The following is a 26722-nucleotide window of genomic DNA, read 5'->3' as shown; positions in this document are numbered from 1 at the left end:
CACTTATGGAACGGAGACCCCAGATGAATGCTACGACATACGGACTCGACATTGCAAAACGGGTGTTCCAGATGTACTGGGTCGACGCCCAAACTGGCGAGATCGCGAATCGGAAGTTCGGACGTGACGATTTAATTGCGTTTCTGGCGCAGCGCCCCGCCGGTCGCGTCGCTCTCGAAGCTTGCGGAAGTGCTCACTGGTGGGCGCGTAAGATTCACGCGCTCGGACACGAGGTGGTGCTATTACACGCCCAATTCATTCGACCTTTCGTGCAGACGAACAAGACCGACGCGGCGGACGCCCGGGCAATCTGGACTGCAGTGCGGCAACCCGGCACGCGCACCGTTGCCGCCAAGACAGAGGATCAGCAAGTGATGCTAAGCCTTCATCGTATGCGCTCGTTGCTCGTCAAGTTTCGAACGATGCAGATAAATCAGCTGCGCGGGTTGCTGTATGAATTCGGCGTTACGTTTCGCGCAGGACGCGTAGCAGGACTCGACGAGATCAGAGAGCGCATGGCAGAACTCGAAGACACACTGCCACGATCGATACTTCTTAACCTTCTCGAACAGTTGCGTCGCATTAACGTCTTTGAGGAAGACATCAATCAACTCGAGAAGCGGATTGGCGCCTAGCAGAAACACGAAGCGGCATGTCGTGCGATCTCCGAAGTGCCGGGTATCGGCCGCCTGACTGCAACGGCCTTAGTAGCAACAATTGGAGATGCGAAGACATTCAGGTCGGGGCGCGAGTTCGCAGCGTTTCTGGGGCTTGTTCCTCGTCAGAATGGTACCGGCGGAAAGATACGGCTGGGCTCGATCTCCAGACGTGGCGACCCATACCGAAGCCCCCAGACTGCCAATGTGAAGCGAAGGAATCCCGTGAGGAAGCAGTGGCGCTGGCAATGACAGAGGGCGTCGGCGCGTCCGAAGCCGGCGTCTTGGTCGGCACTGTCGGCTTCGCGCGCGGAACGCAACAGCGCAGCGCTGATTTCCCTCCGTCGCGCGAACTTCGCGCACGCGTCGTTTTGTCCCCAAGTTGGGCGTTTGCGCGGTGGGACAATGCAAAATCATCCTAGCGCGCCATCGGTTTAGCGCGTGGCGGTGTACATGGTGATCTCGAAACCGAATCACATGTCGGTGTAGCCAGGCGTCGTCCACTGCATGTTGGTACCTCCAGGATTGCGCTCTGGAAAAATATTCCCAGGTGGCCATAGCGAGAGAAACTGTAGTTTTTGCGTGCCCAACCGGGGTACTTGTGCGATTGTCCACCAGGCGACTCGCTATTAGCCAGCGGCATCGGATCGCGCTGCCCGAGCCATCACGCACACTTATAGACCGAAGGCGAAAACCTTCAGCGGCCCCGTTCCGTTCGACGGGCCAGTGCCCCAGAACACCATACCGTCCGCAATCGCCGGTCCGGCATTGCTCGCGCCACCGCTATTAAACGACCACAGCACTTTCCCGTTAGCGGCATTTAGCGCGTACATCGTGCCATTCTTCGGGTCGAGGTTGCATCCGAAGACCACCCCATTCGCGGTACTAACGGTTGCCTCTGCGCGGCTTCCGAGCGGGTCAGGAGGGGTTCACTTGACTGCGCCCGAGTTGAGGTTAGTTGAGGTCCAGCCTCCAGACGTGGTGGTGCCGCCTTGCACCAACTGCCAAATGCCTGGCGTCGTACCCGAACCGGTCAGCCCGCTGTTCGATATCGCAACATAAGTATCCGAGCCTTCATTGGCCGATCCCCCACTGCAGTCCACCTGTCAGTCCGCCGGGGGCGACCTGCGTGGACCAACGCACGGCGCCTGTATCTGCGTCAAATGCCCAGAACATCCCGCTTTTCTGACCCGCCCCGACAAGGCGGCCGGCGTTGCCATGAGTCCCGAAGAGCATCGGTCCTTGCACACAGTCCCAGTCCGGGCCCGCCGGATTGGGGTAGTTACCGTTGGGCGGAATGTTAAGGACGCCCGGGACGTTGAGATCGAGTCAAAGTGGTCGTTCGGGTCGATGCACGACGGTGGAGTGCCGCCACGGTTCATACAGTCAAGTACGCTCTGAGGGACCGCGTAGTTGTTGCCGGCACCCATGTACACCGTCACCGAACCTGCCGAAAACCTGCCGTTGATGACTCCAACGTCCGCCCTGGAATGTGTTTGCCGAACTGGTGCTTGCGGCCAGTTTCGGACGTTCCGCGACCGTCCACCAACGGCCGCAATGCCTCCCGAAGTAGCCATCCAACGCGCTTATCTCACGAAGGTTTTTTCTCGGACCGGGATGCATCTTCCTCGGCTTCGAGTGTCGTCACCATCTCGTCCGCGGCCAGTTTGAGTTCGGGTACGTAGCGGCGCTTCGCTTCCGCAAGCGTGACTGCGCGCGACAGAAAGACCACGTTCAGGCTCGCGAGCACGCGCTCGCGCGACACGATTGGAACCGCAACGGCGCCGATCTTGCTCTGAGCCGTCCAATCGCCGTGATTCGAACCGAATCCATCAGCGCGCACGCGTCGAACGAGATTGCGAACGAGCGCATCGCTCGACGCCAGCGCCTTTTGTTCATCGCCGCCGGCACCCGAACGTAGCAGATCGAGAATGTCCTCTCGTTCCCCGTCGGGACAACTCGCGAAATAGGCTCGGCCGGAAGCCGTCAGCAGAATGGGCAAGCGTCGGCCGACCATCGACCGATGAAACGATAGCTGACTGAACCGATGCGTCGTCTCGCGGATGATCATGGCGTCACCGTCGGGCGTCGTCAGGTCGGATGGCCACGCGACTCGCTGGAGCAATCGACCCATGATCGGCGGGGCGATGGTCGCGATGCGTTCGTCGTCCGTGAAGCCTTCGCTCAACGAACGGACGTCGAGCGTCAGGCGAAAGCTGTCGTCCGACCCACTGCGCCGAACGAACCCTTCTTCCACCAATGTCTCCAGCAAGCGACGCACCGTCGTGCGGTGCAAGCCGATCGCGTCGCTGATCTGCTGGCTCGTGACGCGACCGCTTTCGATCGCATTCAGTGCACGCAGGACCTGCAGGCCGCGCGCCAGCCCACGAACGTTTGTGTACTTCGTCACCGCTGAAATCTCCTTTTAAATCAGTCATGTGCATTCTATGCACATTTTCAAGATTTTGTTGAGCGGTTCGGGCGTGCTCCATAGACTGCATCAAAACCAACTATTCAAGGAGACGCGTGACGCACGTCACGCATGTGCTCCTGACTCTGACTGAACCAAACAGTATCGGACGCGACCACGGACCCCATCCGCTCGCGAACTTAGGAGACAGACATGCATCCCGCCATCGACACGGCGGCCGTCAGCGGCCGTCCCGAGATTGTGTCAACCGACATCGCCATCATCGGCGCCGGACCGGTCGGCCTGATGATCGCCAACTATCTGGGACTGCAGGGCGTACGCGTCGTGCTGATCGAAAAGCTCAACCAGATCATCGACTACCCGCGCGCTATCGGCCTCGACGATGAAGCCTTGCGTGTGTTCCAGTCGGTCGGCCTTGCAGAGGAACTGCTGCCCCATACGACGCCGGACCACTGGATGCGCTTCGTCACGCGCACGGGCCGGTGTTTCGCATCAATCGAGCCACGCACTGACGAATTTGGCTGGTCGCGCCGCAATGCGTTCATTCAGCCGCTTGCAGACCGCATCCTGTTTCAGGGGCTGCAGCTCTTTCCGCACGTACAGGTGCTGTTCGGACACACCGTAGCGGGCTTTACGCAGAATGACACCGGCGTGACGATCGACGCGCAGGATGCGAGCGGCGCGATCAAGTCGATCCGCGCTGCCTACATGATCGGCGCGGACGGCGGCAACAGCTTTGTGCGCCGCTTGCTCGACGTACCGTTCGAAGGGCGCACCAAGCCGAACCAGTGGATCGTCGTCGACGTGCGCAATGATCCAATCGGATCACCGCATGTCTACATGCATTGCGACCCGGCGCGGCCCTATGTGTCGGCAGCGTTGCCGCACGGCATCCGGCGCTTCGAATTCATGGTCATGCCGGGGGAAACGGAAGAAGAACTCTCGAAGCCAGAGAACATGGCGGCGTTGATCCGCAAGGTGGTCGCCGATCCGGACAAGGTCGATTACATCAGGAAGCGCGTGTACACGCACAACGCGCGTCTTGCCAGCACGTTCCGCGTGAAGCGCGTGCTGCTCGCGGGCGACGCCGCACACATCATGCCGGTGTGGCAGGGACAGGGCTACAACAGCGGTATCCGCGATGCGAACAACCTCGGCTGGAAGCTGGCGATGGTGATCAAGGGCCTGGCCGGCGACCGCCTGCTCGATACGTACACGATGGAACGGCGCGCGCACGCCCGTTCGATGATCCATCTGTCGGAGGTGGCCGGCGACATCTTCGCGCCGACGAGTCGGCTCGGCACCAAGTTCCGTGACGGCTTCGTCGGCGCGCTTGCCATGCTTCCATCGCTCAAGCGCTATTTCGTCGAGATGCGCTTCAAGCCGATGCCGCGTTATGAATCGGGCGTCGTACTGTTGGCCGAACGCGAGCAACGCGACGGCTTCCTCGCGCGTCTTCTCGAACGTTCCGGTCATACGGCGCTCGGCCGGATGCTCGGGCTGATGAGCGAGAAGCGTGAGTCGTTGATCGGTCGTCTCGTTCATGGGCGCGATCGCGCGGCCCAGTCACCTGTGGGCCGCATGTTCATCCAGCCGCGCGTGCGTTCAGTCGATGGCGCCATCGTGCGCCTCGACGATGTAATCGGCAATCGCTTCGCGATCATCGGATGGGGTTCGGACCCGACTTTCGGACTGACGCTGGAGGCACGCGAGACGTGGACACGAATCGGCGGATGTTTCGTGATCGCCAAGCCCGATGCGCAGTTGACCTACCGCGACGACGTGCCCGCAGACGTGATCGCCATCGGCGATGTAAGCGGCCGGATGAAGGACTGGTTCACGCGGGTGCCGCAATCGGTCGTGCTACTGCGCCCGGACCGCTTTGTCGCGGGCATGTGTTCGCCGCAGCAAGTGTCGTCGGACATCGCGGAACTCGCCGGCAAGCTGGGGCTGCAAACGCTCGCTTTGCGGGACATCCATTCCGCGCATGGCGTTGCGTGCGAAACGGCCGTCGCAGTCGAAGTGGGAGCCTGACATGCCGATCCTTCTTGAATGTCTGTCACACACGCCGCTGCACGGTTACCACGATCCCGCGCCTGAGATTGTCGCGGAAGTGGAGCGGGCGCAGCATGCAGCTCGCGCGCGCGTTGAAGCGTTCGATCCCGAGTTGGTCGTTGTGTTCGCACCCGACCACTACAACGGATTTTTCTATGACGTGATGCCGCAGTTCTGCATCGGCGTCGCGGCGACAGCCATCGGTGATTTCAACAGTCTCGCCGGTCCGCTCAACGTGCCCGAGGACACCGCGCTCGCGCTCGCCGAGGCCGTGCTGGCGAGCGAAGTGGATGTGTCCGTGTCGTACCGCATGCAGGTGGATCACGGTTGTGCACAAGCACTGGATGTGCTGACCGGGGGTCTTGATCGCTACCCGGTGGTACCGGTGTTCATCAATTCGGTCGCATCGCCGATGGCGTCTTCCCGCCGCTCGCGCCTGCTCGGCGATGCGATCGGGCGCCTTCTGTCGCGGACGACCAAGCGGGTACTGGCAATCGGTTCAGGCGGCATCTCGCACGAGCCGCCCGTGCCGGAAATCGCGGGTGCGAACGCTGAGGTCGCCGAGCGGCTGATCGCCGGGCGCAACCCGTCGGCCGAATCGCGTGCAGCGCGAGAGGCACGCACGGTGGCGGCAGCGAAGTCGTTCACCGCCGGCGACAGCCCGCTGCATCCGCTTAATCCCGATTGGGACCGCGCGTTTCTGGATCTGCTCGCCGCTGGCGACATCACCGCCGTCGATGACATGACCAACTCAGCGATCACCCGCGACGGCGGCAAGTCCGCGCACGAGATCCGCACCTGGATTGCCGCGTTTGGCGTGCTCGCCGCGTACGGGTCGTATCGGGCGTCGCTCGATTACTACCGGCCTATCCCCGAATGGATCGCGGGCTTCGGCGCGATGCATGCACAACCCGAGACCCAAGGAGACTTCAATGTCCAATGAGCAATTCGTCCTCGCACTGGCCGCGCGCCTGCGCGATGCGGAACACGCAAGACAACCCGTCGCACCCATACGCGGCGAGATTCCCCCCGACGATGCCGCGCTCGCGTATGCCGTGCAGCGCGCCCGCGTCGACGCGCGATGCGCTGAAGGCGAGCGCGTGGTCGGCCGCAAGATAGGCCTCACGTCGGTCGCGGTGCAACGCCAGCTTGGCGTGGACCAGCCGGACTTCGGCACGCTCTTCGCATCAATGGCCTACGGCGACAACGCGCCGATGCCACTCGCGCGCCTGATCCAGCCGAAGGTGGAGGCGGAGATCGCGCTCGTGCTAAAACGCGACCTCGTGCTGGAGAAACACACATTCGCCGATCTGATCGACGCGACCGCTTACGCGCTTGCCGCAATCGAAGTGGTCGACAGTCGCATCCAGGACTGGGACATCCGCTTCGTGGACACGGTCGCTGATAACGCATCGAGCGCGATGTTCGTGCTCGGGAGCCGTCCTGTGCCACTCGCGGAACTCGATCTTGCCGCCAGTGCGATGACGCTTTCGCAGGACAGCGAGGTGCTTTCACGTGGCAACGGCTCGGCCTGCCTTGGCAATCCGCTCAACGCAGCTGTATGGCTCGCCGATCGCATGGCGCAGTTCGGCACGCCGCTTCGCGCGGGCGACATCGTGCTGACAGGCGCGCTTGGACCGATGGTGGCTGTTACCGGACCCGGCACGTTCACCGCTCAAATTGACGGACTCGGCAGCGTCCGCGCCACTTTCACCGACTAGGAGTTTCCATGGCAACCGACAAAATCAAGGCCGCGATCATCGGCTCCGGCAACATTGGCACCGATCTGATGATCAAGATCATGCGCCACAGCAAGCATCTGGAAGTCGCCGCGATGGTCGGCATCGACGCAGCATCGGACGGCCTCGCGCGTGCCGCGCGGCTCGGCGTCGCGACGACCCACGAAGGCGTTCAGGGACTCGCGCGCCTGCCCGTATTCGCCGACATCGAATTCGTCTTCGATGCGACGTCCGCAGGCGCTCACGTGAAGAACGATGCGTTTCTGCGTGCGCTCAAGCCCGGTATCCGCCTGATCGACCTCACGCCCGCAGCCATCGGCCCGTACTGTGTGCCAGTCGTCAATCTCGATGCGCATATCGAAAGCCGCAACGTCAACATGGTGACCTGCGGCGGCCAGGCCACCATTCCGATGGTGGCGGCCGTGTCGCGCGTGGCGAAGGTGCACTACGCGGAAATCGTCGCGTCGATCAGCAGTAAGTCGGCGGGTCCAGGCACGCGCGCCAACATCGACGAGTTCACTGAGACCACCTCGAAGGCGATTGAAGCCGTGGGCGGTGCGGCGAAGGGCAAAGCCATCATCGTGCTCAATCCGGCTGAACCGCCGCTCATGATGCGTGACACGGTCTACGTCCTTTCCGAACTTGCAGACCGCGCGAAGATCGAGGCATCGATTGAGGCGATGGCCGCAGCAGTGCAGGCCTACGTGCCGGGCTATCGCCTCAAGCAGAAGGTGCAGTTCGACGAGATCACCGCCGACGCGCCACTCAACATTCCGGGCCTTGGCCGCTTTAGCGGGTTGAAAACTTCCGTGTTCGTCGAAGTGGAAGGCGCTGCGCACTATCTGCCCGCGTATGCCGGCAACCTCGACATCATGACGTCGGCCGCGCTTGCGACTGCCGAACGCATGGCCCAATCGCTTGCGAACGCTTAAAGGAGCATCGACATGAGCAAGAAACTCTACATCTCTGATGTGACGCTGCGCGATGGCATGCATGCGATCCGTCATCAGTATTCGCTCGAGAACGTGCAGGACATCGCCCGGGCACTGGACCAGGCGAAAGTCGACAGCATCGAAGTTGCGCACGGCGACGGCTTGCAAGGCTCCAGCTTCAACTATGGCTTCGGCGCGCACAGCGATCTCGAATGGATCGAAGCGGCGGCGGATGTCGTGAGCCACGCAAAAATTGCGACGCTGCTTCTGCCCGGCATCGGCACCATCCACGATCTCAAGGCAGCATACGACGCAGGCGCGCGCGTCGTGCGCGTCGCGACCCATTGCACTGAAGCCGATATCTCGAAGCAGCATATCGAATACGCGCGCGAACTCGGCATGGACACCGTCGGCTTCCTGATGATGAGCCACATGACGACGCCTGAGAACCTCGCCGCTGAAGCGAAGAAGATGGAGACCTACGGCGCGACGTGCATCTATGTGGTCGACTCGGGCGGTGCAATGAACATGAACGACATCCGCGCACGCTTTCGCGCATTCAAGGAGTTGCTCGATCCCGCCACGCAAACGGGCATGCACGCGCATCACAACCTGAGCCTCGGCGTCGCAAATTCGATTGTCGCGGTGGAGGAAGGGTGCGACCGCATCGACGCGAGCCTGGCGGGCATGGGTGCGGGAGCGGGCAACGCGCCGCTCGAAGTCTTCATCGCGGCAGCCGAGCGCCTCGGCTGGAATCATGGCACTGATCTCTACACGCTGCTCGACGCCGCAGACGATCTCGTGCGGCCGTTGCAGGATCGCGCGGTTCGCGTGGATCGCGAGACGCTGGCGCTTGGTTACGCGGGGGTCTATTCGAGCTTCCTGCGCCATTCGGAAGTTGCGGCGAAGAAGTACGGCCTGAAGACTGTCGACATTCTCGTCGAGCTTGGCCGTCGCCGCATGGTGGGCGGGCAGGAGGACATGATCGTCGATGTCGCACTGGACCTGAAGCGCGAACTCGAAGCGCGCGTCTGAACGAACACAGCCCTACCCACGGCACGATCGCCACCAAGAGCGATGCCGAACCTACATCGGAGACTTTTCATGAACACCTCAGCATCGCGCCGCGCAAGCGGCGCCATCACCATCGGACTGTGCCTCGTCGTCGCACTGCTCGAAGGACTCGATCTTCAATCGACCGGCGTCGCCGCCCCGCGCATGGCGCACGAATTTCACCTCGCAGTGGCGCAGCTGGGCTGGGCCTTCAGCATCGGTGCGCTGGGGCTCCTGCCGGGGGCCGCGATCGGAGGACGCCTCGCCGACCGGATGGGACGCAAGCGCGTGCTGATGCTGTCGGTGGCGCTCTTCGGCATTTTCTCGATTGCCACGACACAAGTCTGGAACTTCGAAAGCTTGCTCGTCGCCCGCTTCATGACGGGGCTCGGGCTCGGCGCCGCGATGCCCAATCTGATCGCGCTCTGTTCCGAGGCCGTACCGCCGCAGCAGCGCAGCACGGCGGTGGGCGCGATGTATTGCGGCATGCCGTTCGGCGCGGCAATCGCGGCGGTGATCGGCATCGTGAGCCCGGGCGATGAAGGATGGCGGCATATCTTCTACGTCGGCGGTATCGGACCGTTACTGACCCTGCCGTTGCTCGCGCTCTTCCTGAAGGAATCCGCTCAATTCATCGCGACCAGGTCCGGCGAGTCGGCCCATCATGTGACGGCTGCGGGGGTTACGCAGGCGCTGTGGAAGGAAGGTCGCGCCGGCACGACGCTCGCGCTGTGGGTCAGCTTTCTCGGCACGCTGATCGTGTTGTACTTCCTGATCAACTGGCTTCCGTCGATGGTGCTAAGCCGGGGGCTCACGCGTACGCAGTCGGGTGTCGTGCAGATGATGTTCAACATCGGCGGCGGTATCGGCGCGATCGTCATCGCGGGTCTGATGGACAGAATCGGCCGGCGGCCCACGGTCCTGGGCATGTACGCGGGCATAGCCGCGGCGCTTGCTGTGCTCGCCAGCGCGAGCACCGGCGCCACGATGGCGTTCGGCGGGCTGCTGGCGGGTCTCTTCCTCGTGGGCGGGCAGTCGGTGCTGTATGCGCTTGCCAGCAGCATCTATCCGACGCAGGTTCGGGGCACGGGCGTCGGCGCTGCCGTCGCCGTGGGCCGCATGGGCTCGATCCTCGGGCCGTCGATCGCGGGCCAGTTGCTTGCGATCGGGCAGAGTGCGTCGGTGCTGGTGGCCGCGAGCATTCCGCTGATCGCCGTGGCGGCCGTTGCGGCGCTGCTCGTAGTGGCCCGGTTTCCGCGCGGGCAATTCATGGCTGTCGCGCACTAGTGTGCCTGCCTGCTACACACATACACGGGCCTTCGTCACGTAGCGCCCGTTCCTGGTACGAACACAAACGAGGTAACTGAAATGACAGCAGCGACGAAACTTCAAAGCGAAACCGCAACCAGCAAATTCGTGAGCATCGGCGAAGGCGATACCGAACTGCGCCTGCATTACAACGATGCCGGCCAGGGTGATGAGATGGTCGTGATGCTCCACGGGTCGGGTCCAGGCGCGAGCGGATGGGCGAACTTCAACCGCAACGTCGATGCGTTCGTCGATGCCGGCTACCGGGTGATTTTGCTGGACTGCCCAGGCTGGGGCAAGAGCGACTCCGTCGTATGCAGCGGCTCGCGTTCTGATCTGAATGCGCGCATGCTCAAGGGGCTGCTGGATGCGATCGGCGTTGCACGCGTGCATATCGTCGGCAATTCGATGGGCGGGCATAGCGCGGTCGCTTTTGCTCTGGCGAACCCCGAGCGTGTCGGCAAACTGGTGCTGATGGGCGGCGGCACGGGTGGTCCCAGCCAGTTCGTGCCGATGCCCACCGAAGGCATCAAGCTGCTTCAGGCGCTCTACCGTGAGCCGACGCTCGACAACCTGAAACGGATGCTGAACGTCTTCGTGTTCGACACCGGCACACTCACCGAGGAACTGATGCAGACGCGTCTCGCGAACATGCTGGCGCGGCGCGATCACCTCGAGAACTTCGTGAAGAGCCTTGCGGCAAACCCGAAGCAGTTCCCGGATGTCGGTCATCGTCTTTCTGAGATCGCAGCTCCAGCACTCGTCATCTGGGGTCGTGACGACCGCTTCGTCCCGATGGATGTCGGCTTGCGTCTCGTGTGGGGCATGCCCAACGCAGACCTTCACGTTTTCGGTCGATGCGGCCACTGGGCGCAGTGGGAGCATGCCGCGAAGTTCAATCAAATGGTGCTTGAGTTCCTGGGGCGGTGAGGAGCGTCACGATGAGCAGGCGCGTGAAGCCGGTGCAAGATCAAAAGATGATGCGTCGCCGTGCGGTGATCGTCGGCTCCTCCTCATACAACGGACAGTCACGAACGGTACTTGAGAGGCCGCAAGGGGTCGAGTTCAGTCTGACGCGGCTGGCTAGTCGGCGTTTCCTTCGCTGATTTCAGCATCGGACCGTGTCCGGCCAGGAGCGGTCTTCCGCCATGCGCCGACCAACGTCCGTTTCCGAAGGCGGAGCCGCCGCTCGACGAAGTGACGATGATGTGCAACCGGTCCCCGGACGCAAAAGAGAACAGCTCCAACACTGAATGGCCCAACCGGACTCCTGACGCGTTCATGATCAGAAGCGGTGACGAATAGGGTGTACGAAAGTCTTCTTTCTGTCGCCTGCGCAAGCCGCATCGACGCCTATCTACGAGGGCCTCGTGGCGAGCATCGCGAGTCGGCTCGCGAATACCAGGCCGTTGCAAGGCGGCGGTATCGAGGTCGTACTGGCGAAGCGCCCGCGATGAGGGGTTTTCACGTACCTCGCTCGCGTCAGCGTGATCGTGCTTTACGTGCGGTGGTACGTGGCTTGCTCGCTGAGTCTACGGGATCTCGAAGAGATGGCGATCTCGCGTCATGCCAACCAAGGCTCAGCGGCGAAGTGGATCTTTTCGAACGCCTTTATCTGCTCGCTGTAGCTAGCCAATATCTGCCCGATTTCATCAAGGCCCGACAGCAGAGAATTTTTGCGGGAGGCATCCAGGTCAAACGGATAACTCTTCCCGCCCTGGCAAACGACGCGTTGCTCCGGGAGATCGATCGTCATGGGTGTCGGTTCGTCTGTCCGGGCCAGGTCGTTGAACAACTCTTCCACAACAGCGGTCGGCAGCCTTATCGGAAGTACGCCGTTCTTGAAGCAGTTGCCATAGAAAATATCACCGTAACTGGGTGCGATGATGGCTTTGATCCCCCAGTCGGCTAACGCCCAAACCGCATGCTCGCGGCTCGACCCGCATCCGAAGTTGGCGCGGCACAGCATGATTTGCGCGCCTTGATAACGAGGCTGATTAAGTGAGAAGTCCCGCCGCTTCGTCCGTTTGGTGATGTCGTCGCCAGGTTCGCCCGCTTCGGCATAGCGCCAGTTGTCGAACAGGTAATCGCCGAATCCGACGCGGCTCGTCAACGCCATGTACTGCTTCGGCAGGATCGCGTCGGTGTCGACGTCGGTACGGTCGATCGGCACCGGGTGGGTCTTCAGAATCAGGAATGGTTTCATTCAAAGCTCCGCTGGGTCGATGAAATGTCCGGCGATAGCTGCTGCAGCCGCCATAGCCGGGCTCACCAGATGGCTGCGGCCACCACGCCCTTGTCGTCCTTCGAAATTTCGATTCGAAGTCGACGCGCAGCGTTCACCTTCACCAAGACTGTCGTTGTTCATCCCAAGGCACATCGAGCAACCTGGCTCGCGCCACTCGAAACCTGCCTCGACAAAAATCTGGTCCAGACCTTCTTCTTCCGCCTGGTACTTGACGTTCCCAGAACCGGGCACGACCAGCGCCTGCCGGATCGTGGACGCGACCTTTCTGCCCTTCACGACATCGGCGGCAATGCGCAGATCCTCGATGCGCGCATTGGTGCACGAGCCGATAAAAATCTTATCCAGTCCGATTTCCCGAATCCGCGTTCCAGCTTCCAACCCCATGTAATCGAGCGCGCGCATTGCCGCTTCGCGCTGCTCGTGAGTCGACCCGGCAGCGGGGTTCGGTACCTGTCCGTCAATACTCGTGACCATGGCGGGCGTCGTTCCCCATGTCACCTGGGGTCGCAGGTCGCTCACATCGAACACGGCCGTCTGGTCGAAGCGAGCCGAGGGATCGCTATGCAACGTCGACCACAGCCGCTTTGCGTCTTCCCACTCTGTCCCAACTGGGCTTGACGGGCGTCCGTCGAGATAGTCGATCACCGTCTTGTCGACACCTATCAGCGCACAGCGAGCGCCTGCTTCCACTGCCATGTTGCACAATGTCATGCGGCTTTCCATGCTGAATCCGGAAACCGTCTCGCCTGAAAATTCCAATGCAAAGCCGGTCGCAAAGTCGGATTTATACCGGCCGATAAACGCCAGCGCGACGTCTTTCGCGTAGGTGCCGCGCGGTAGTTCGCCGCTGATTTGCGCGTTCAGCGTCTTGGGCCGGCGCATAACCAGACATTGCGTTGCGAGAATCTGTTCCACGTCCGAGGTACCGATGCCGAGCGCCAGCGCGCCGAATGCACCATGCGTCGTGGTGTGCGAATCGCCGCACGCTATCGTCATGCCAGGCAGCGTCTCACCCAACTCGGGTGCGACGACGTGCAGAATTCCTTGCCTGCGGTCCGTGAGCTCGAAAAAGCGCAAAGCGTATTCGCTGCAATTCTGCTGTAGCGCCGCGAACTGCCGCGTGGCCGATTCGTTGTGCATGCCCACAAGGCGATTGGTTGTGGGAATATTATGGTCGGCGGTCGCCAATACCGATGAAGCGCGCCACGGTTGGCGCGAGGCGGCACGTAAGCCGTCGAATGCCTGAGGACTCGTCACCTCATTCAGCAAGTGCCGGTCGACATACAGCAAGAAATAATCGTCATCCAGTTGTGAAACGACGTGTCGCTGCCAAATCTTTTCAAGCAGGGTTTGGGGGTAAGCCATGGTTATCCGTCATGGAAAGCGTAGGAGATGCTTGCCAGTGAGGATAACAAGCCGGGGATCGGACTGAATTGACCGTTCGCGACACCTGCTGTCACGGGCCGGCAAAGCGCTTCGGCCTGCGTTTATGTGAAGGATTGGTCAGACCATGCGTTTCGATATTGAGACTTTACGGCTCTTTATTTTTACGATTGAAGGAGGCAGTATTTCCGCCGCTTCCGAGCGGGGGAGTGTTGTGGTATCCGCTGTCAGTCGCCGCATCTCGGAGTTGGAGCGGGCCGCCGGAACGCCGTTGCTGCATCGCCGTAGCCGCGGCGTCGAGCCGACGCCCGCGGGCCTCGCGCTATATCGGCGGGCGAAGATCGTCATGGGCCATTTGCAGGAAATCGAAAATGAAATGGGCCAGCATAGAGACGGAGTGCGAGGGTTGGTGCGGCTGTCCGTCAACCTGACGGCAATGGCGCATTATTTGCCGAAGGCGCTCAAATCGTTTGTCGATCGCTTTCCCGAGGTTCAGATCGGGCTGGTTGAACGTCTCAGCGACCAGGTATCGCGGGACGTACTCAGCGGTGATGCGGATGTAGGCATATGCGCAGCATCAGGCATCGACGAAAGCCTGTCTGAACGACCTTTTCGCACTGATCGACTCGTGTTGATCACGCCAGCGGACCATCCCCTGGGTCGACGCGAAAGCGTGAAATTCGCAGAGACCCTCGACTACGAGCACGTTGGCATGCAAGACGGTGCGTCCATTCTTGCCCTTGCTACCCAGGCGGCGAAAGCGGTGGGGCGTCCAATGCGACTGGCCATTCAGGTCACAAACTTCGAGGCGATTCGCAATATGGTGATTGCCGGACTGGGAATTGCCATCATCCCGGAGATCGCACTCGCCGAACGGGATCATGCCGACTATGTGAAAGTGAGGCTCGACGAACAGTGGGCGGGGCGGCAGCTCAAGCTATTATTCAAACCCACCGCGCCCTTGCCGATAGCGGCCATGCACCTTCTCGATCACCTCTGTACGAAAGGCGGCAAACCAGAGACAGGCTCGGATCCAATGGTGTGAACGCCCGCCATCAGGCTGCAAGACTCATGGCAGTCAGGCGATGGAAGGATCGGCGAACCACCGGATCGTGCAGCCCTTTTTCGCTGCAGGATCTGCCACAAAGTGCGAGATTGTCGCGCGCGATCTGTGACCGCTCCAAGGTGCGTTTGAGTCATTCGGCCTAGATGCCCGGACGGCTCTTAAGGGTCGATCAGCGGATTTCGGGCCGACGCTGACGTGCGAGAAGCTTTGGGAATGTCACGGCATCCGGCTGGCGAAGGAAATGGTTCGTCGGCTGATGATGGACGCGGGTCTCTGGGTGCCGCGCCGGCAGCGCCCACCGAAGGTCTACCAGCCGCGCGCCCGGCGCGCACGTTTCGGCGAACTGGTGCAGATCGATGGCAGCGATCACCGCTGGTTCGAGGACCGTGCGCCGGCCTGCACGCTGCTGGTGTATGTCGACGATGCGACCAGCCGGCTGATGGCGCTGCATTTCACGGCAAGCGAATCGACGTTCAGTTACTTCGAGGCGACGCGCACGTATATCGAGCAGCATGGCGGGGAAATCGCGCACGATGCCCGACACTGGCCGCCCCACGCGCGGGCACACAACCGGGAATGGCTGCGTCCGCGCAGAGGAAGGACTGGCCGCGCCGTCGGCGCAATGATGCTCAGATGCCGAGGCGAGCGTTCTGCGGAAACAGCGCCTTGCGTGCATCGTCGTCCATCTCGGCCTTGAACGCGTGGCGCGTTGCGAGCGCTTCAGCGCTCTGCGCTGCCGGTCGGGCATTGATCTCGTCGAGAAGACGCTTGACGTTCGGCAGCTTTTCCCATGCTTGGGCGCCCAGGATGAAAGGCACTGCGCGCGCCCATCCCCATACCGCCATGTCCACCAAGGTGTATTCGTCGCCGAGCATATACCTGTGTCGGGCCAACTGCGCGTCGATGATGCTCCAGTGGCGCCACGCTTCGAACTCGTAGCGGTTGACGGCGTACTCCTTGGGCTCCGGCGCGAAGTGCGTGAAATGCACGGCCTGGCCCGAGAACGGTCCAATGCCCGTGGCCACGAACATCAACCACGAGTACATCTGCGCGCGCTCCGCCGGCGTTGTCGGCATGAACCGCCCCGTTTTTTCCGCTAAATACAGCAGGATGGCGTTGCTATCGAAGATCGTCGCATCGCCGTCGACAAGTGCCGGCGCCTTTGCATTCGGGTTGATCGCAGTGAAAGCCGGGGCGTGCTGCTCACCCTTGCGGGTATCGATAGGCACGAGTTCATAGGGCAATTCGGTCTCTTCGAGAAACAAAGCGACCTTGGCCGGGTTCGGGGCCGGACAGTAGTAAAACTTGATCATGAGGCGACCTTTGCATGAGTGAGGCCGATGATTATAGGGGCTCCCGCTTCGCTTTGCTGGGCCGCCTCCAGCATTCACGGATGAGGATAGATAGAGGGGAGCTTGTCGGCGACTTAACGACCATCGGCCGGCACGCAGACGCAAAAATCGAAACGATGGGTATGCTGCGCGCGATGGTCCGATTCAATGTCACACCGGGTAAGCGGCTCAACAACCCGCCATCCGACGACAGCGCCTTTGAGGTGCATCTGGGGTTCGACAGCGAAGCGGAGTGCGTGGCCTATGCCGATATGCGCCCCTGGCCGAACCGCCCGGTGCAGCAAACCGTCCCCCTTGGCTCAGAGAACTTCCAACTTCATATAGTCGAAGTAGCTCTCCAGCAGTTCGTGAAGGAATGCTCTGGCACGCGACGACGCCCGTCCGCCGCAATAAAACGGACCGGGGCCGATCTCGGCGACGAAAGCAGGTCCCGCGCTTGGCATGTCGATGGGGGCCTTGATCGGAGCAAGTTAGGTGCCTCCTTCCGAGCGTCAATCCCAATCACCCTGCAGTCCGCGACGGGGTGATTTCTTTTGGCCACTGACCTGTCATCGACTCCCGCAGGCGCTTGGTTGATGTCATGCGCAACGCCAATCCTGCCTTCCGGTCCGCCCGGTCACGTTGCAGAAATCGTCGGTCACGTTCCCGAAATCGGCGGTCGCGTTCGCCGAAATACGCACGCGGTTGTGCGCCCGGCCTCCCGTCAGCAACGCGGGCCGGACAGCCTCGCCAACGTGCATCCCGTCCAGAGCAACCCGCTTTGCCCCAGCGCTGCGGCAGTCCAACACCGCACGCGACCTCTTCACCCCCCATAGCGTACAGGTTCCGGCCGCACCGGAACACTCCGCGGTTTCCTCCATCGGGGTTTGTACGACGCCTGCCCGCCTGCTTCTGTGGCGCGCGCCCATGCGCACGGTCGAGGGCAGGCATCCTACAAACACAACGGACGCTTGAACTGGCTGTTCGCAGGTTTGCTGCGTGGCCGGTGAATGTGCGGCCGCGCTCATGAGTCTGATGCGTTCGGCGCTACTCAACCGATTCGATCGGTTTGGGTACCCCTATCCTCCGGGCGCCACTGGAAGTATGGACTCTGCATGGCCACCATTATTTTCGCTGTGCGAAAATATATGCGCTAGGTGAAATCACCTATAGATCACCGACTTGCACCGCTGCTACATTTTCGCCTAGCGCAACAAACGGCGTTGAGCGAATATTGCTCGACTTGAAACATCGCTCTCCATCGCATCTTCAAAGGTCGCCATGCAAATTGGAAAACCCAGTCAGCTACGCACGTCGATTTCGACCGCAACGCCTGACAGCATCACCGTCCGCAACCGGGATCTCTGCAAGGAGTTGATAGGCCACGTGAGCCTGACCGACTTCTTTTGTCTGCTCCTGACCGGCCAGCCGCCCACGGACACCCAGCGCCTGCTCCTCGACGCATCGCTCGTGTCGATCTCGGAACACGGGCTGGTCCCCTCCATACAAGCCGCCCGCATGACCTTCGCGGCAGCGCCCGAGGCTTTGCAAGGCGCAGTGGCCGCCGGCCTGCTGGGATGCGGATCGGTCGTGCTCGGCAGTTCCGAGGAGGCCGGCAAGCTGTTCGCCGGTTTGCTCGCGAAAACGCCGCAAGAGGGCACGCTCGAACAGGTGGTCGAGCGTGAGGTCTCAGCGCTGCGGGCGCGGCGCGCGCCGCTGCCCGGCTTCGGGCATCCGCTACACCAGCAGGAAGATCCGCGTGCGACGCGCTTGCTGGCCTTGGCCGACGAACACGGCACGGCAGGAGACAACGTGCGGGTCCTGCGCGCCATCGCTGCCGCGGTGCCGAAGATTTATGGCCGGGCATTGCCGATCAACGTCTCCGGCGCGATTCCCGCTGTGCTGCTGGACGCCGGCTTTCCTCTCAAGGCCTTGAAAGGCGTGCCGCTCGTCGCGCGCAGCGTGAGCCTCGTCGCCCACCTGCTGGAAGAGAGCGTGGAGCCGATTGGCTTCGCACTGGCCCATGCCGGTGAAAGCGCGATCAAGTACGTCGCGTGAACAGGCATTCCCGGAACACAACGCGGCACTGCCGCATATGGAGCAATCGAAGTGATCAAGGTATTGCAGAACATTCGCGTTATTGAGCAAGGCACCTTCATTACCGGACCGGCCACGGGAATGCTGCTCGGCGACCTCGGCGCCGACGTCATCAAGGTCGAGCAGCCCGGCGCGGGCGACCCCTTCCGGGCTTTTCGCGGCGGCCTGTACAGCCCGCACTTCCAGACGTACAACCGCAACAAGCGCAGCGTCACACTCAACACGAAAGAGGCCGGCGATCTCGCCGCTTTCGACGAGCTCATCCGTACGGCGGATGTATACATCCAGAACTTTCGACCTGGCGCGGCTGGGCGCCTGAATGTGGACGAAGCGCGTCTTCGTGCGATCAATCCTCGCCTGATCTACTGTTCGATCAGCGGCTTCGGCCAGTCGGGCCCTTCCATGGGTCGGCCGGCGTACGATACGGTCGCGCAGGCTGCCAGTGGATTCCTCGGATTGCTGGTCAATCCTGAGAACCCACGTGTGGTTGGACCGGCGATCGCTGATTCGATCACGGGCTTCTACGCCGCCTACGGCATTCTCGGGGCGCTGCAGGAGCGCGCACGCACCGGAACGGGCCTGAGCGTGGAAGTGTCGATGCTCGAGGCCATGACCCACTTCAACATGGATGCGTTCACCCACTACTATTCGGCCGACGAGGTGATGGGACCCTACAGCCGGCCGATGGTCTCGCAGTCGTACGTGATGAAATGCCGGGATGGCAAGTGGCTCGCGCTGCACATGTCGTCGCCGGAAAAATTCTGGCAGGGGCTCGCCGCGGTGATCAACCGCCCTGGCCTGCTCGAAGACCCGCGCTTTTCGACGCGCGAGGGCCGCATCGACAATCAGGAAGCCATGATCGAGGTCCTCTCGGGGGTGTTCGTCGAGCGTGATCGCGACGAGTGGTGTCGCCTGCTGCTCGAGCAGGATGTGCCGCATGCACCGATGTACGACGCCAGCGAGGCGCTGGAAGACCCGCAGGCGAAGCATCTGGAACTGCTGGTGTCCGCGCAGCACGCCACGATGGGTGAGTACAAGACTGTGCGCAGCCCGGTGAGCTACAACGGCGAGCGCTCGCTTGAGATCGTGCCACCGCCGGTGCTCGGTGAACATAACGAAGAAATCCTCGGGCCTCTGCGCGCGTGAGACGTTGCCGCGCTCGCCGGCCAGGCGCGCAGACGCATCGCTGGGTGGCGCGGCAAACATACAATCAGGAGACAATCATGGCTTTGAGCATGGAAAAAGCAGGCATGAGCGAGGTTTCGCAGGACCAGGAGAAAGCAACTTACGACAAGGTGTTCTGGCGCTGCGTGCCGCTGTTTTTTCTTTGCTACATGGTGTCGTACCTCGACCGGGTCAACATCGGTTTCGCGAAGCTGCAGATGCTGGGAGACCTGAATCTTGGCGACAATGTCTACGCGTTAGGCGCGAGCATGCTGTTCTGGGGTTACGTCCTGTTTGAAATGCCGAGCAACATCGTGCTGCACCGCTTCGGCGCGCGCCGCTGGATTGCCCGGATCATGGTGACGTGGGGTCTCGTCTCCATCCTGCTGATGTATATCGGGCCGCTGGGGCGGTTCTTCCACACCGGCTCGGCAACCATGTTCTACATGCTGCGTTTTCTGCTGGGCGTGTGCGAAGCGGGCTTCTTTCCCGGCGTGATTCTCTATCTGAACAGCTGGTTCCCCTCGCATCGGCAGAACCGCGTCATGGCCGGCTTCATGGTGGCGTTGCCGCTGAGCCTGTGCATCGGCGGACCGGTATCGGGCTGGGTGCTGCAGAACATGCACGATACGTTCGGCTTTCGAGGCTGGCAGTGGATGCTGATCGTGGAAGGTTTGCCCGCCATCATTCTCGGGCTGATAGTGCTGCTCAAGCTGACGGAAACAATCGACGACGCGCGCTGGCTCACGCCCGAAGAGAAGTCGCTATTGAAGCGCAACCTCTCGTCGGAGAACGTGACGAAGACCCACGACTTTCGCGCCGCCTTGAAGAGCCGTGGCGTATGGATTCTGTGCGGCATCCTGCTCACCATGAACACGGGCTTCTATGGCTTGTCGTTCTGGTTGCCATCCATCATCAGCGCCGCAGGACTCAAGGACGCTTTTCATATCGGCTTGCTTGCTGCTGTGCCGTATGTCGCCGCCAGTATCGTGATGGTCGCGAACGCCGCGCATTCGAACCGCACGGGGGAACGGCGACTGCATGCCGCAATTCCGGCGCTGCTGGCCGGCATCGCGTTGATTCTCAGCGCGACGTTCACGCATCAGATCTCAGTGTCGATCCTGCTTATTTCGATCGCCGCCTCCGGGATCATCAGCATCATGCCGATCTTCTGGACCTTCGCCGGGCGCCTTCTTTCAGGCGCAGCGGCAGCGGCCGGACTCGCGATGATTAACTCTATCGGCAGCTTGTCCGGTATCACGGGCGCCATGATCACCAACATGGCGAAGAACCTTACCGGCGACGTCAACAGCGGTACCTATGTGCTGGGCGGATGTCTGCTGGTGTGCTGCTGCCTGATTCTTCTGATTCCCCGCACGATGGTGTTCACCGGACGGCCGGATTAAGCCAGGTTATCGGCTAAAGCGCCGGCCACACGCCGGTAGTGCAGTTGACGGAAGCGCACTGCAAACCGTCGTCAATTATTTAGCATTCCTTTCAATAAACAAGAATTTTTTTCCTTCAATGTCATTGCATGCCAGAGTCCCACGTTCGGTGGCCTGAAGTTCGGCGCGGTACGCGCAGGGCGGCCAGCCCGGCCATCTGGCAGCCGGCAGTGCGCAAAGTTATGGCGTCTCATACAGCCGCGGCAACCTGAATCTCGCCGCCGCGTACACCAGCGTGAACAATACGACCATCACCCCGGCCACGACGATCGGCGTACCCGACCTGTTCGGCACGCCGCAAAGCGGGACGATTGCCCTCGACCGGATGTCGACCGTCGCGGCGGGAGGCAGCTATCGGTTCGGGCCCGCGCTGTTGCATGGCGTGTGTGCGCTCACCGACATGAAGAGCGGCGGTTCGACCGCCGTGCTAAGTACGTGGGAGGGCGGTGTAACCTATTGGCTGACGCCCGCGGTATCGGTGCTCGGCGGCTACGCGTACTCGAAGCTGAATGAAGACCGCTGGGGTCAATACATGCTCTCCGCCAACTATTTCCTCTCGAAGCAAACCGACCTCTATGCCTTGCTCAACTACGAGCATGTGCATGACGAGAACGTCAGAGCCACGCTGTTCACCGCAACGCCTTCGAGCGGCGCCAACCAGACCATCGTCAGCCTGGGCATCCGGCATCGGTTCTGACGCATCGCTGCCAGGATTTTCTTGCGAAATGTTTTTCGTCCTGCGAAAATTAGAGTAGTTAGCCCTGTTGATGACCGTCTACCTTCTTTCATGACTCAAACACCTTCTGACCGTATTGATGAGACTCATCGGGACTTCGTGGCCGCGCTTGCGCGCGGCCTCTCGGTGATCCAGGCCTTTAGCGAAAATCAGCCGGAAATGACATTGAGCGAGGTCGCCCAGGCAGCGCAGATGAACGTTGCCACTGCCCGGCGTGCGCTGCTCACCCTGCACTCGCTCGGGTACGTCGGTATGCAGGGCAAGCGTTTCCTGCTGTCGCCGAAAGTGTTGTCGCTCGGGGTGGCGTATCTGCGCTCGATGAATTTCAAGGACCTGGTCAACCCCTACCTGCAAGAAGTCGCCGACGAGTATCGTGATTCCGTGTCCTTCGCGGTCCTCGATGGCGACGACGTCGTCTACCTCGCCCATGTACCCAGCAAGCGCAGCATCACGCGACGCGCGTCTGTTGGATATCGGCTGCCCGCCTTCTGCACGTCGCTCGGGCGGGTCCTGCTGGCCAACCAGCCGATCGAAGAACAGCAACGTCTCCTGGCGCGCGCGCCTTTTCCGCAATACACGGCTAAAACCGTGGTCCAGCGCGACGACCTCGCCCGCGAATTCGCAAAGGCCCTGACCGACGGCTTTGCCACCCAGCAGGATGAGATCGAAATGGGCGTCGTATCGATCGCGTTGCCAGTCTGCGATCCCCAAAGAAACGTGATCGCTGCGATCAACTGCTCCTCCGAGACAGACCGCACCACGATCGAGGATTTGATTGCCACGCGCCTGCCGGCCTTGAGGGAGGCGCGGGCCCATATCGAATGGGCGCTTCGCAGGGCGCCTGCTCTTGTTCATTCGATCCGCTCGTCCTGGCGCGCGGCGTAGTTCCATTGCCAACCAGGACGTTAAGCTAGTCAGCTCTGCTGGCGCTGATGCGGCAACTCCCTCTTCCTGGATTACCGGTTGGCGAAGCGTGAGCTTCGCCTGTGGTAGGGTGGTTGCACATTTCAGTACATCTATTTTCATGGACCTCGAACTCTGGTCGTCGGACCCGGAAACCGCATACCTGGAGTGGCAACGCGCTGAGGCGACTGGCGCGGATCGGCGCGTGTTCGCTGAACAGTCTGTCGGGTGTTGTCAACTTGCCGAGCTTGAGACGGAAAGGCGGCAGGTGGTGATCGTTTAGAATTCAGTCGACGGATTCTGGGCGAGTTGAGTGAATTCGCGCCAGTCAGCGAACCTTGCTGCAAGCTGTTTGCGATACAGTGAAGCGCGCAGCAGATGTCGCTTGAGCGCGAAATGTTGCCGGATCACGCCCCGAAGGAAGTCCCCTCTGGGGGATGCGACGCTCACGTTCACGCGTTGGTTGGTGGCTGTTCTCAGCCCGGTTGTTCACCCGGGCTGCCGCCTTGACGAACGCATGCTTCACGCTCGCAAGTTCCGGAATTTCCGCCTTTGCCGCTGAATAGCTGCGCAGCTGATCGATGACGATCTTGCGAGGCGTCGGGCATGAACGCATCACACGCTTGAAGAAGCGTCTGGCCGTGGCTTTGTCGCGCCGCTTTTGTAGCAGGATGTCGAGTTCGGCGCCGTGCTCGTCGACCCCACGCCACAGCAAGTACGGTTCGCCACGCAGCGTGACGAACATCTCGTCAAGGTGCCACGTGCTACCCGGCTTGCGTCGCGCCGCTTTTACCCGGTGAGCAAACCCTTCACCAAACTTGGCGCACCAGCATCGGATCGTCTCGTACGTGACGGTCACACCGCGCTCGAAGAGCAGCCGGAGCCGGGCACGACCAGCGCCTGGAGGATGCGCCGGGCGACCTTGCGACCGCGCACCACGCGGGCGGCGTTGCGCAGATCCTCGATTCGGGCATTGGTACACGAGCCAGGTATGGGCCTGGCTTTGGGCGGCACCTACAAAAAAGCCGTCCAACCGCTCTTTAAGCTCCCGGTGACTATCCGCAGCTGAAGCTTGCGATTATTTCGCTAGACGAAAAACTATGCGCCAGGGGAAATACTGATTGGCGCGGCCGGGAGCTGTCTATATATTTCGACTAGCGCATAAAAATGCACGTAGCGAATAAATGAGCCGTCTGCAACGCCCTTAGCCCGGAGTTGCCGGCCGGATATTCGCGCGCCGAATACTCGATGAAAATCGATTAGCATGGAGAGGAAGATTGAAGTCTGCTGAGCGCCCTACGACGGCCATTGCATGGGCCTTTCCCGCTCGCGTCATCGTCCGTGATGAGGATCTTTGCTCCTCGCTGATCGGACATCTCTCCTCACCGAATATTTCCACTTCCTTCTTCTCGGATGTCAATTCCCATGAATGAGTTCTCGGATTTCGCTCCACTTCTCGTCGACCCGCCCACTGTCTCCGGTTTCGCCACCACTTCGTGGGGCGAACACGCACGCGTGCGCCTCCGCGGCACCCAGACCGATGGGCGCTTATCGATGCTCGTTTATGAATGTCCCGCAGGCTTCGGACCCGTGCGCCATCTGCATCGTGAGGACGATGAGATCATCCTGATGGAGCGAGGCACTATCGCGGTGTGGACGCCGCGCGAATGCCGCACAGCCGGGCCAGGCGATGTGGTCATGCTGCCCAAGGGCGTGCCGCACGCCTGGCGCTCATACGGCGACGAGCGGGTCCGGTTCCAGGTGATCGTGACGCCCGGAGAGTTCGAGCCGTTCTTCGAGCGCATCGTTGAGCGGAACCTCACTTTCGCGGATCAGGCTGAGCTCGTCACGGTCTCATCCGAGGCTGGGATGGATATCATTGGCCCACCGTTGAACGATGAAGAAGTCGCGACAATCTGCGCCGGCGGGCGCGTCTGAAAGCAGCGCCCTTCCGCCTTGAGGTTCTCGAGAGCCGCGCCGTCGCCACGGCGCTGGCAAGCCCGACGGAGGCCGGCAATGGCCTCGTTCATGGCAGCATACCTCGGCGCAGCGTGCGTTCCGGTGCAGCCTCGGCGGCGTCATCGCTGGCTGCATCAAGCCTTTGAATAAGCGGCTGAAGCGCCGCGACAATGTGTGAATTGGAGATGCATTAGTGACTGAGAGCCTCAAACAAGCCTGCGACGCCGTACTGTCCCGCGTCGTTGCGGACCAGCCGCGTCTGCCGGGCGTGGTGGCAATGGTGACCGACCGCGCCGGCACGCTGTATTCCGGTGCCGCTGGAGAGCGGATCCTCGGCAGCGGCGTGCCGATGACGACCGACACGGTCTTCGCGATGTATTCGGCCACCAAGGCGATCGCCGCCACCGCAGTGCTTCAGCTCGCGGAGGCGGGCCAGCTCGATCTCGACGCACCGGCGAAAGCCTACGTGCCGGAGCTCGGCCAGCTTGAGGTGCTCGAGGGGTTTGACGCCGACGGCAAGCCGGTTCTGCGCGCGCCGAAGCGAGACATCACAACCCGCATGCTCCTTCTTCACACCGCCGGGTTTGCCAACGACGTTTTCAACGAGACCTATCTGCGGTTGCGACAGAGCCTCGGCCTGCCGTCAACGGGCACGGCCAGGAAGGCGTCCCTGATGATGCCGCTCCTGTTCGACCCCGGCGAGCGCTGGGAATACGGCAGTGGGGTCGACTGGGCGGGGCAGGTCGTCGAGGCGATTGCCGGAAAGCGTCTCGGCGAGGTGATGCAGGAGCGGATCTTCGCGCCGCTCGGCATGACGAGTACGGCATTTACTCTCACGCCATCAATGCGCGAGCGGCTGGCACGTGTGCACCAGCGCGGCGCCGACGCATCGCTGGAGCCGCTGATGAATTTCGGGCCTACGGCGAACCCCGAGGTGGATATGGGCGGCTCCGGGCTCTACGGGACCGTCGAAGACTACATCAGGTTCATCCGCATGTGGTTGAATCACGGGATGGGCGATCACGGCCGCGTGCTGAAGCCGGAAACCGTCGCCATGGCCGTGCAGAACGGTCTCGGCGATAAGAAGATCAAAGCCTTGCCCGGAGTGATCCCGTCGCTTTCCAACAACGCTGAATTCTTTCCCGGCCTGTCAAAATCCTGGGCTCTCAGCTTCATGCTCAACGACGAGCCCGCGCCGACCGGGCGCCCTGCGGGCACACTCGCATGGGCGGGGCTCGCCAATTGCTATTTCTGGATCGACCCCACGACGCAGGTCGGCGGCTTCTGGGCGACCCAGATCTTTCCCTTTGTCGACGCGACCGCCATCGGCGGATATCTCGATTTCGAAACGGTGGTCTACGAGGTTGTGTCTCGACAAGGCGGCAGGACGAGCAAGTCCCAATATGATTAGGGCTGCTTACATAGTAAGCGAATAGAACTGCGCGGCAACCGTTCGGTCGACGTCGTCGTCGTTCATCTGCCCCTTGCGGATCATGTGCATGAATTCGATGCCGGCGAGGTTGATGGGCGCACGCCGGAAATCTTTGAAGCCACATCATCGGCTTGACGATTCGTTTGATGGCGCGGTGATCCTGCTCGACGATGTTACTCAGGTACTTGTTCTACCGGTCCTTGATCGGCATTGACCGCTCGGCGTTGAGCTCTCGGGCTCGTCCGTTCTTGTCAATGGCCTTTTCGAAGAAGCGGCGTGCAGCGAGCGGCCTTGTCACGATGGGCGCGCAGCAGGAAATCGACCGTGTTGCATTCCTTGTTGTTGAAGTTCGCAAACTCCGCTAATGATGTCCGTTGGAGCGCTAATCGTGCCCATTAATTCTGCTAGCGCGGCTTTTCTACCGCAACGCAAACTCACTGCCCGACACGACTGACTAAGCGCAGGACGCCGCCGCGCTGAGCAATGTCCACACAAGAGGATGTTGAAGGCCCCCGATGTGACACACAAAGTGCCGTACTGTATGGCGCTTTTGATCTGCGCACTGAGATGGGCCCCTTCCGAAGATCAAAAAAAATGACCATCGCTATTCGCACTTGCTGCCGCTTAAAGCGAATGCACCTATCATGCTCCTCTACAACCGCATGAGCCGAACTCGCGGACGCGCCAAACGCGTTAGCAAAATCAACGGACATCCGAGCGTGCGTGCGTTGCTGAAACGCAACGCTAGAAAGGCATGCGAAACCTCTGCTATGCCTTATTTTGC

General features: G+C 61.4%; 22 protein-coding genes and 6 pseudogenes. 18 read left to right on the top strand and 10 right to left on the bottom strand.

Annotated elements, in window-relative coordinates; all coding sequences use genetic code 11:
- Positions 1-23: 23 nt before the first annotated feature.
- A pseudogene (locus RI103_RS14330) lies at positions 24-842 on the top strand (IS110 family transposase); the annotation flags it as partial.
- A 248-nt stretch (positions 843-1090) separates the two neighbouring features.
- On the opposite strand, the pseudogene pqqA reads toward RI103_RS14330, so the two are convergent.
- From pqqA to RI103_RS14320, 4 genes and pseudogenes are all read right to left on the bottom strand, one after another.
- Positions 1091-1165: pseudogene (pqqA, locus tag RI103_RS14325) on the bottom strand (pyrroloquinoline quinone precursor peptide PqqA).
- 165 nt (positions 1166-1330) lie between these two features.
- Positions 1331-1489, bottom strand: a complete 159-nt coding sequence (locus tag RI103_RS39650; protein WP_409076946.1) for a PQQ-binding-like beta-propeller repeat protein — start codon at positions 1487-1489, stop codon at positions 1331-1333.
- Between the two features lie 241 nt (positions 1490-1730).
- Positions 1731-1832, bottom strand: a complete 102-nt coding sequence (locus tag RI103_RS39645) for a hypothetical protein (protein ID WP_409076945.1) — start codon at positions 1830-1832, stop codon at positions 1731-1733.
- A gap of 415 nt (positions 1833-2247) precedes the next feature.
- Positions 2248-3066 (bottom strand): DNA-binding transcriptional regulator, encoded by an 819-nt coding sequence (locus RI103_RS14320; RefSeq protein WP_310812618.1) that lies wholly within the window; start codon positions 3064-3066, stop codon positions 2248-2250.
- A 213-nt stretch (positions 3067-3279) separates the two neighbouring features.
- Here RI103_RS14320 and RI103_RS14315 point away from each other — a divergent pair, with 213 nt between their 5' ends.
- From RI103_RS14315 to RI103_RS14285, 7 genes are all read left to right on the top strand, one after another.
- Entirely contained in the window at positions 3280-5121 is a 1842-nt protein-coding gene (locus tag RI103_RS14315; protein ID WP_310812617.1) for a bifunctional 3-(3-hydroxy-phenyl)propionate/3-hydroxycinnamic acid hydroxylase, read from the top strand.
- Position 5122: 1 nt separating this feature from the next.
- A complete protein-coding gene (locus tag RI103_RS14310; protein ID WP_310812616.1) occupies positions 5123-6085 on the top strand; it encodes a 3-carboxyethylcatechol 2,3-dioxygenase in 963 nt (320 codons plus the stop codon).
- Positions 6075-6863 carry a 2-keto-4-pentenoate hydratase gene (mhpD, locus tag RI103_RS14305; RefSeq protein ID WP_310812615.1) on the top strand — a complete coding sequence of 263 codons (789 nt, stop codon included), beginning with the start codon at positions 6075-6077 and terminating at the stop codon, positions 6861-6863. Before RI103_RS14310 ends, mhpD begins: the two co-directional genes overlap by 11 nt.
- Before the next feature lie 8 nt (positions 6864-6871).
- Positions 6872-7813 (top strand): acetaldehyde dehydrogenase (acetylating), encoded by a 942-nt coding sequence (locus RI103_RS14300; RefSeq protein WP_310812614.1) that lies wholly within the window; start codon positions 6872-6874, stop codon positions 7811-7813.
- Positions 7814-7825: 12 nt separating this feature from the next.
- The gene (gene mhpE / locus RI103_RS14295; protein WP_310812613.1) at positions 7826-8848 is read left to right on the top strand and encodes a 4-hydroxy-2-oxovalerate aldolase; all 1023 of its coding nucleotides are present in this window, start codon (positions 7826-7828) and stop codon (positions 8846-8848) included.
- Positions 8849-8917: 69 nt separating this feature from the next.
- Positions 8918-10153, top strand: coding sequence for a 3-(3-hydroxy-phenyl)propionate transporter MhpT (gene mhpT / locus RI103_RS14290; RefSeq protein WP_310812612.1), 1236 nt, complete (start codon positions 8918-8920; stop codon positions 10151-10153).
- Positions 10154-10234: 81 nt separating this feature from the next.
- Positions 10235-11104: an alpha/beta fold hydrolase gene (locus tag RI103_RS14285; protein WP_310812611.1), complete on the top strand. Its 870-nt coding sequence runs from the start codon at positions 10235-10237 to the stop codon at positions 11102-11104.
- 634 nt (positions 11105-11738) lie between these two features.
- Here RI103_RS14285 and leuD read toward each other — a convergent pair.
- Positions 11739-12380, bottom strand: a complete 642-nt coding sequence (leuD, locus tag RI103_RS14280) for a 3-isopropylmalate dehydratase small subunit (protein ID WP_310812610.1) — start codon at positions 12378-12380, stop codon at positions 11739-11741.
- Complete coding sequence (leuC, locus tag RI103_RS14275; protein ID WP_310812609.1) at positions 12381-13787, bottom strand: 3-isopropylmalate dehydratase large subunit; 1407 nt, start codon at positions 13785-13787, stop codon at positions 12381-12383. It abuts the gene before it with no gap.
- Between the two features lie 145 nt (positions 13788-13932).
- Here leuC and RI103_RS14270 point away from each other — a divergent pair, with 145 nt between their 5' ends.
- Positions 13933-14850, top strand: a complete 918-nt coding sequence (locus RI103_RS14270) for a LysR family transcriptional regulator (protein ID WP_310812608.1) — start codon at positions 13933-13935, stop codon at positions 14848-14850.
- Positions 14851-15028: 178 nt separating this feature from the next.
- A pseudogene (locus RI103_RS14265) lies at positions 15029-15400 on the top strand (ISNCY family transposase); the annotation flags it as partial.
- 100 nt (positions 15401-15500) lie between these two features.
- Here the strand turns inward: RI103_RS14265 and RI103_RS14260 are convergent.
- Positions 15501-16184 (bottom strand): glutathione S-transferase N-terminal domain-containing protein, encoded by a 684-nt coding sequence (locus RI103_RS14260; RefSeq protein ID WP_310812607.1) that lies wholly within the window; start codon positions 16182-16184, stop codon positions 15501-15503.
- A 14-nt stretch (positions 16185-16198) separates the two neighbouring features.
- On the opposite strand from RI103_RS14260, the gene RI103_RS14255 reads away from it, so the two are divergent.
- The 6 genes from RI103_RS14255 to RI103_RS14230 all read left to right on the top strand — a co-directional run bounded on the left by RI103_RS14255 (position 16199) and on the right by RI103_RS14230 (position 22529).
- Entirely contained in the window at positions 16199-16750 is a 552-nt protein-coding gene (locus RI103_RS14255) for a hypothetical protein (RefSeq protein WP_310812606.1), read from the top strand.
- A gap of 733 nt (positions 16751-17483) precedes the next feature.
- On the top strand, positions 17484-18260 hold the full coding sequence (locus RI103_RS14250; RefSeq protein ID WP_310812605.1) for a citryl-CoA lyase: 777 nt from the start codon (positions 17484-17486) through the stop codon (positions 18258-18260).
- 51 nt (positions 18261-18311) lie between these two features.
- The gene (locus tag RI103_RS14245) at positions 18312-19445 is read left to right on the top strand and encodes a CoA transferase (RefSeq protein ID WP_310812604.1); all 1134 of its coding nucleotides are present in this window, start codon (positions 18312-18314) and stop codon (positions 19443-19445) included.
- A 77-nt stretch (positions 19446-19522) separates the two neighbouring features.
- Positions 19523-20869, top strand: a complete 1347-nt coding sequence (locus RI103_RS14240) for an MFS transporter (RefSeq protein ID WP_310812603.1) — start codon at positions 19523-19525, stop codon at positions 20867-20869.
- Between the two features lie 196 nt (positions 20870-21065).
- The gene (locus tag RI103_RS14235; protein ID WP_310815241.1) at positions 21066-21605 is read left to right on the top strand and encodes a porin; all 540 of its coding nucleotides are present in this window, start codon (positions 21066-21068) and stop codon (positions 21603-21605) included.
- 90 nt (positions 21606-21695) lie between these two features.
- A complete protein-coding gene (locus RI103_RS14230; protein ID WP_310812602.1) occupies positions 21696-22529 on the top strand; it encodes an IclR family transcriptional regulator C-terminal domain-containing protein in 834 nt (277 codons plus the stop codon).
- A gap of 297 nt (positions 22530-22826) precedes the next feature.
- Here RI103_RS14230 and RI103_RS14225 read toward each other — a convergent pair.
- Together RI103_RS14225 and RI103_RS39640 are read right to left on the bottom strand one after the other, a co-directional pair.
- A pseudogene (locus RI103_RS14225) lies at positions 22827-23424 on the bottom strand (IS6 family transposase); the annotation flags it as partial.
- A pseudogene (locus tag RI103_RS39640) lies at positions 23424-23534 on the bottom strand (aconitase family protein); the annotation flags it as partial. The pseudogenes RI103_RS39640 and RI103_RS14225, both read right to left, overlap by 1 nt.
- 438 nt (positions 23535-23972) lie before the next feature.
- Here RI103_RS39640 and RI103_RS14215 point away from each other — a divergent pair.
- Together RI103_RS14215 and RI103_RS14210 are read left to right on the top strand one after the other, a co-directional pair.
- Positions 23973-24485 carry a cupin domain-containing protein gene (locus RI103_RS14215; protein ID WP_310812601.1) on the top strand — a complete coding sequence of 171 codons (513 nt, stop codon included), beginning with the start codon at positions 23973-23975 and terminating at the stop codon, positions 24483-24485.
- 214 nt (positions 24486-24699) lie between these two features.
- Positions 24700-25917, top strand: coding sequence for a serine hydrolase domain-containing protein (locus RI103_RS14210; RefSeq protein WP_310812600.1), 1218 nt, complete (start codon positions 24700-24702; stop codon positions 25915-25917).
- A 6-nt stretch (positions 25918-25923) separates the two neighbouring features.
- On the opposite strand, the pseudogene RI103_RS14205 reads toward RI103_RS14210, so the two are convergent.
- Positions 25924-26279 (bottom strand): annotated as a pseudogene (locus RI103_RS14205) (DDE-type integrase/transposase/recombinase); the annotation flags it as partial.
- Positions 26280-26722 lie beyond the last annotated feature (443 nt).

This window comes from Paraburkholderia sp. FT54 (assembly GCF_031585635.1).
GTDB lineage: Bacteria > Pseudomonadota > Gammaproteobacteria > Burkholderiales > Burkholderiaceae > Paraburkholderia.
Note: the sequence above shows the minus strand (reverse complement) of the source record. Positions and strands in the feature narration are given on the sequence as shown.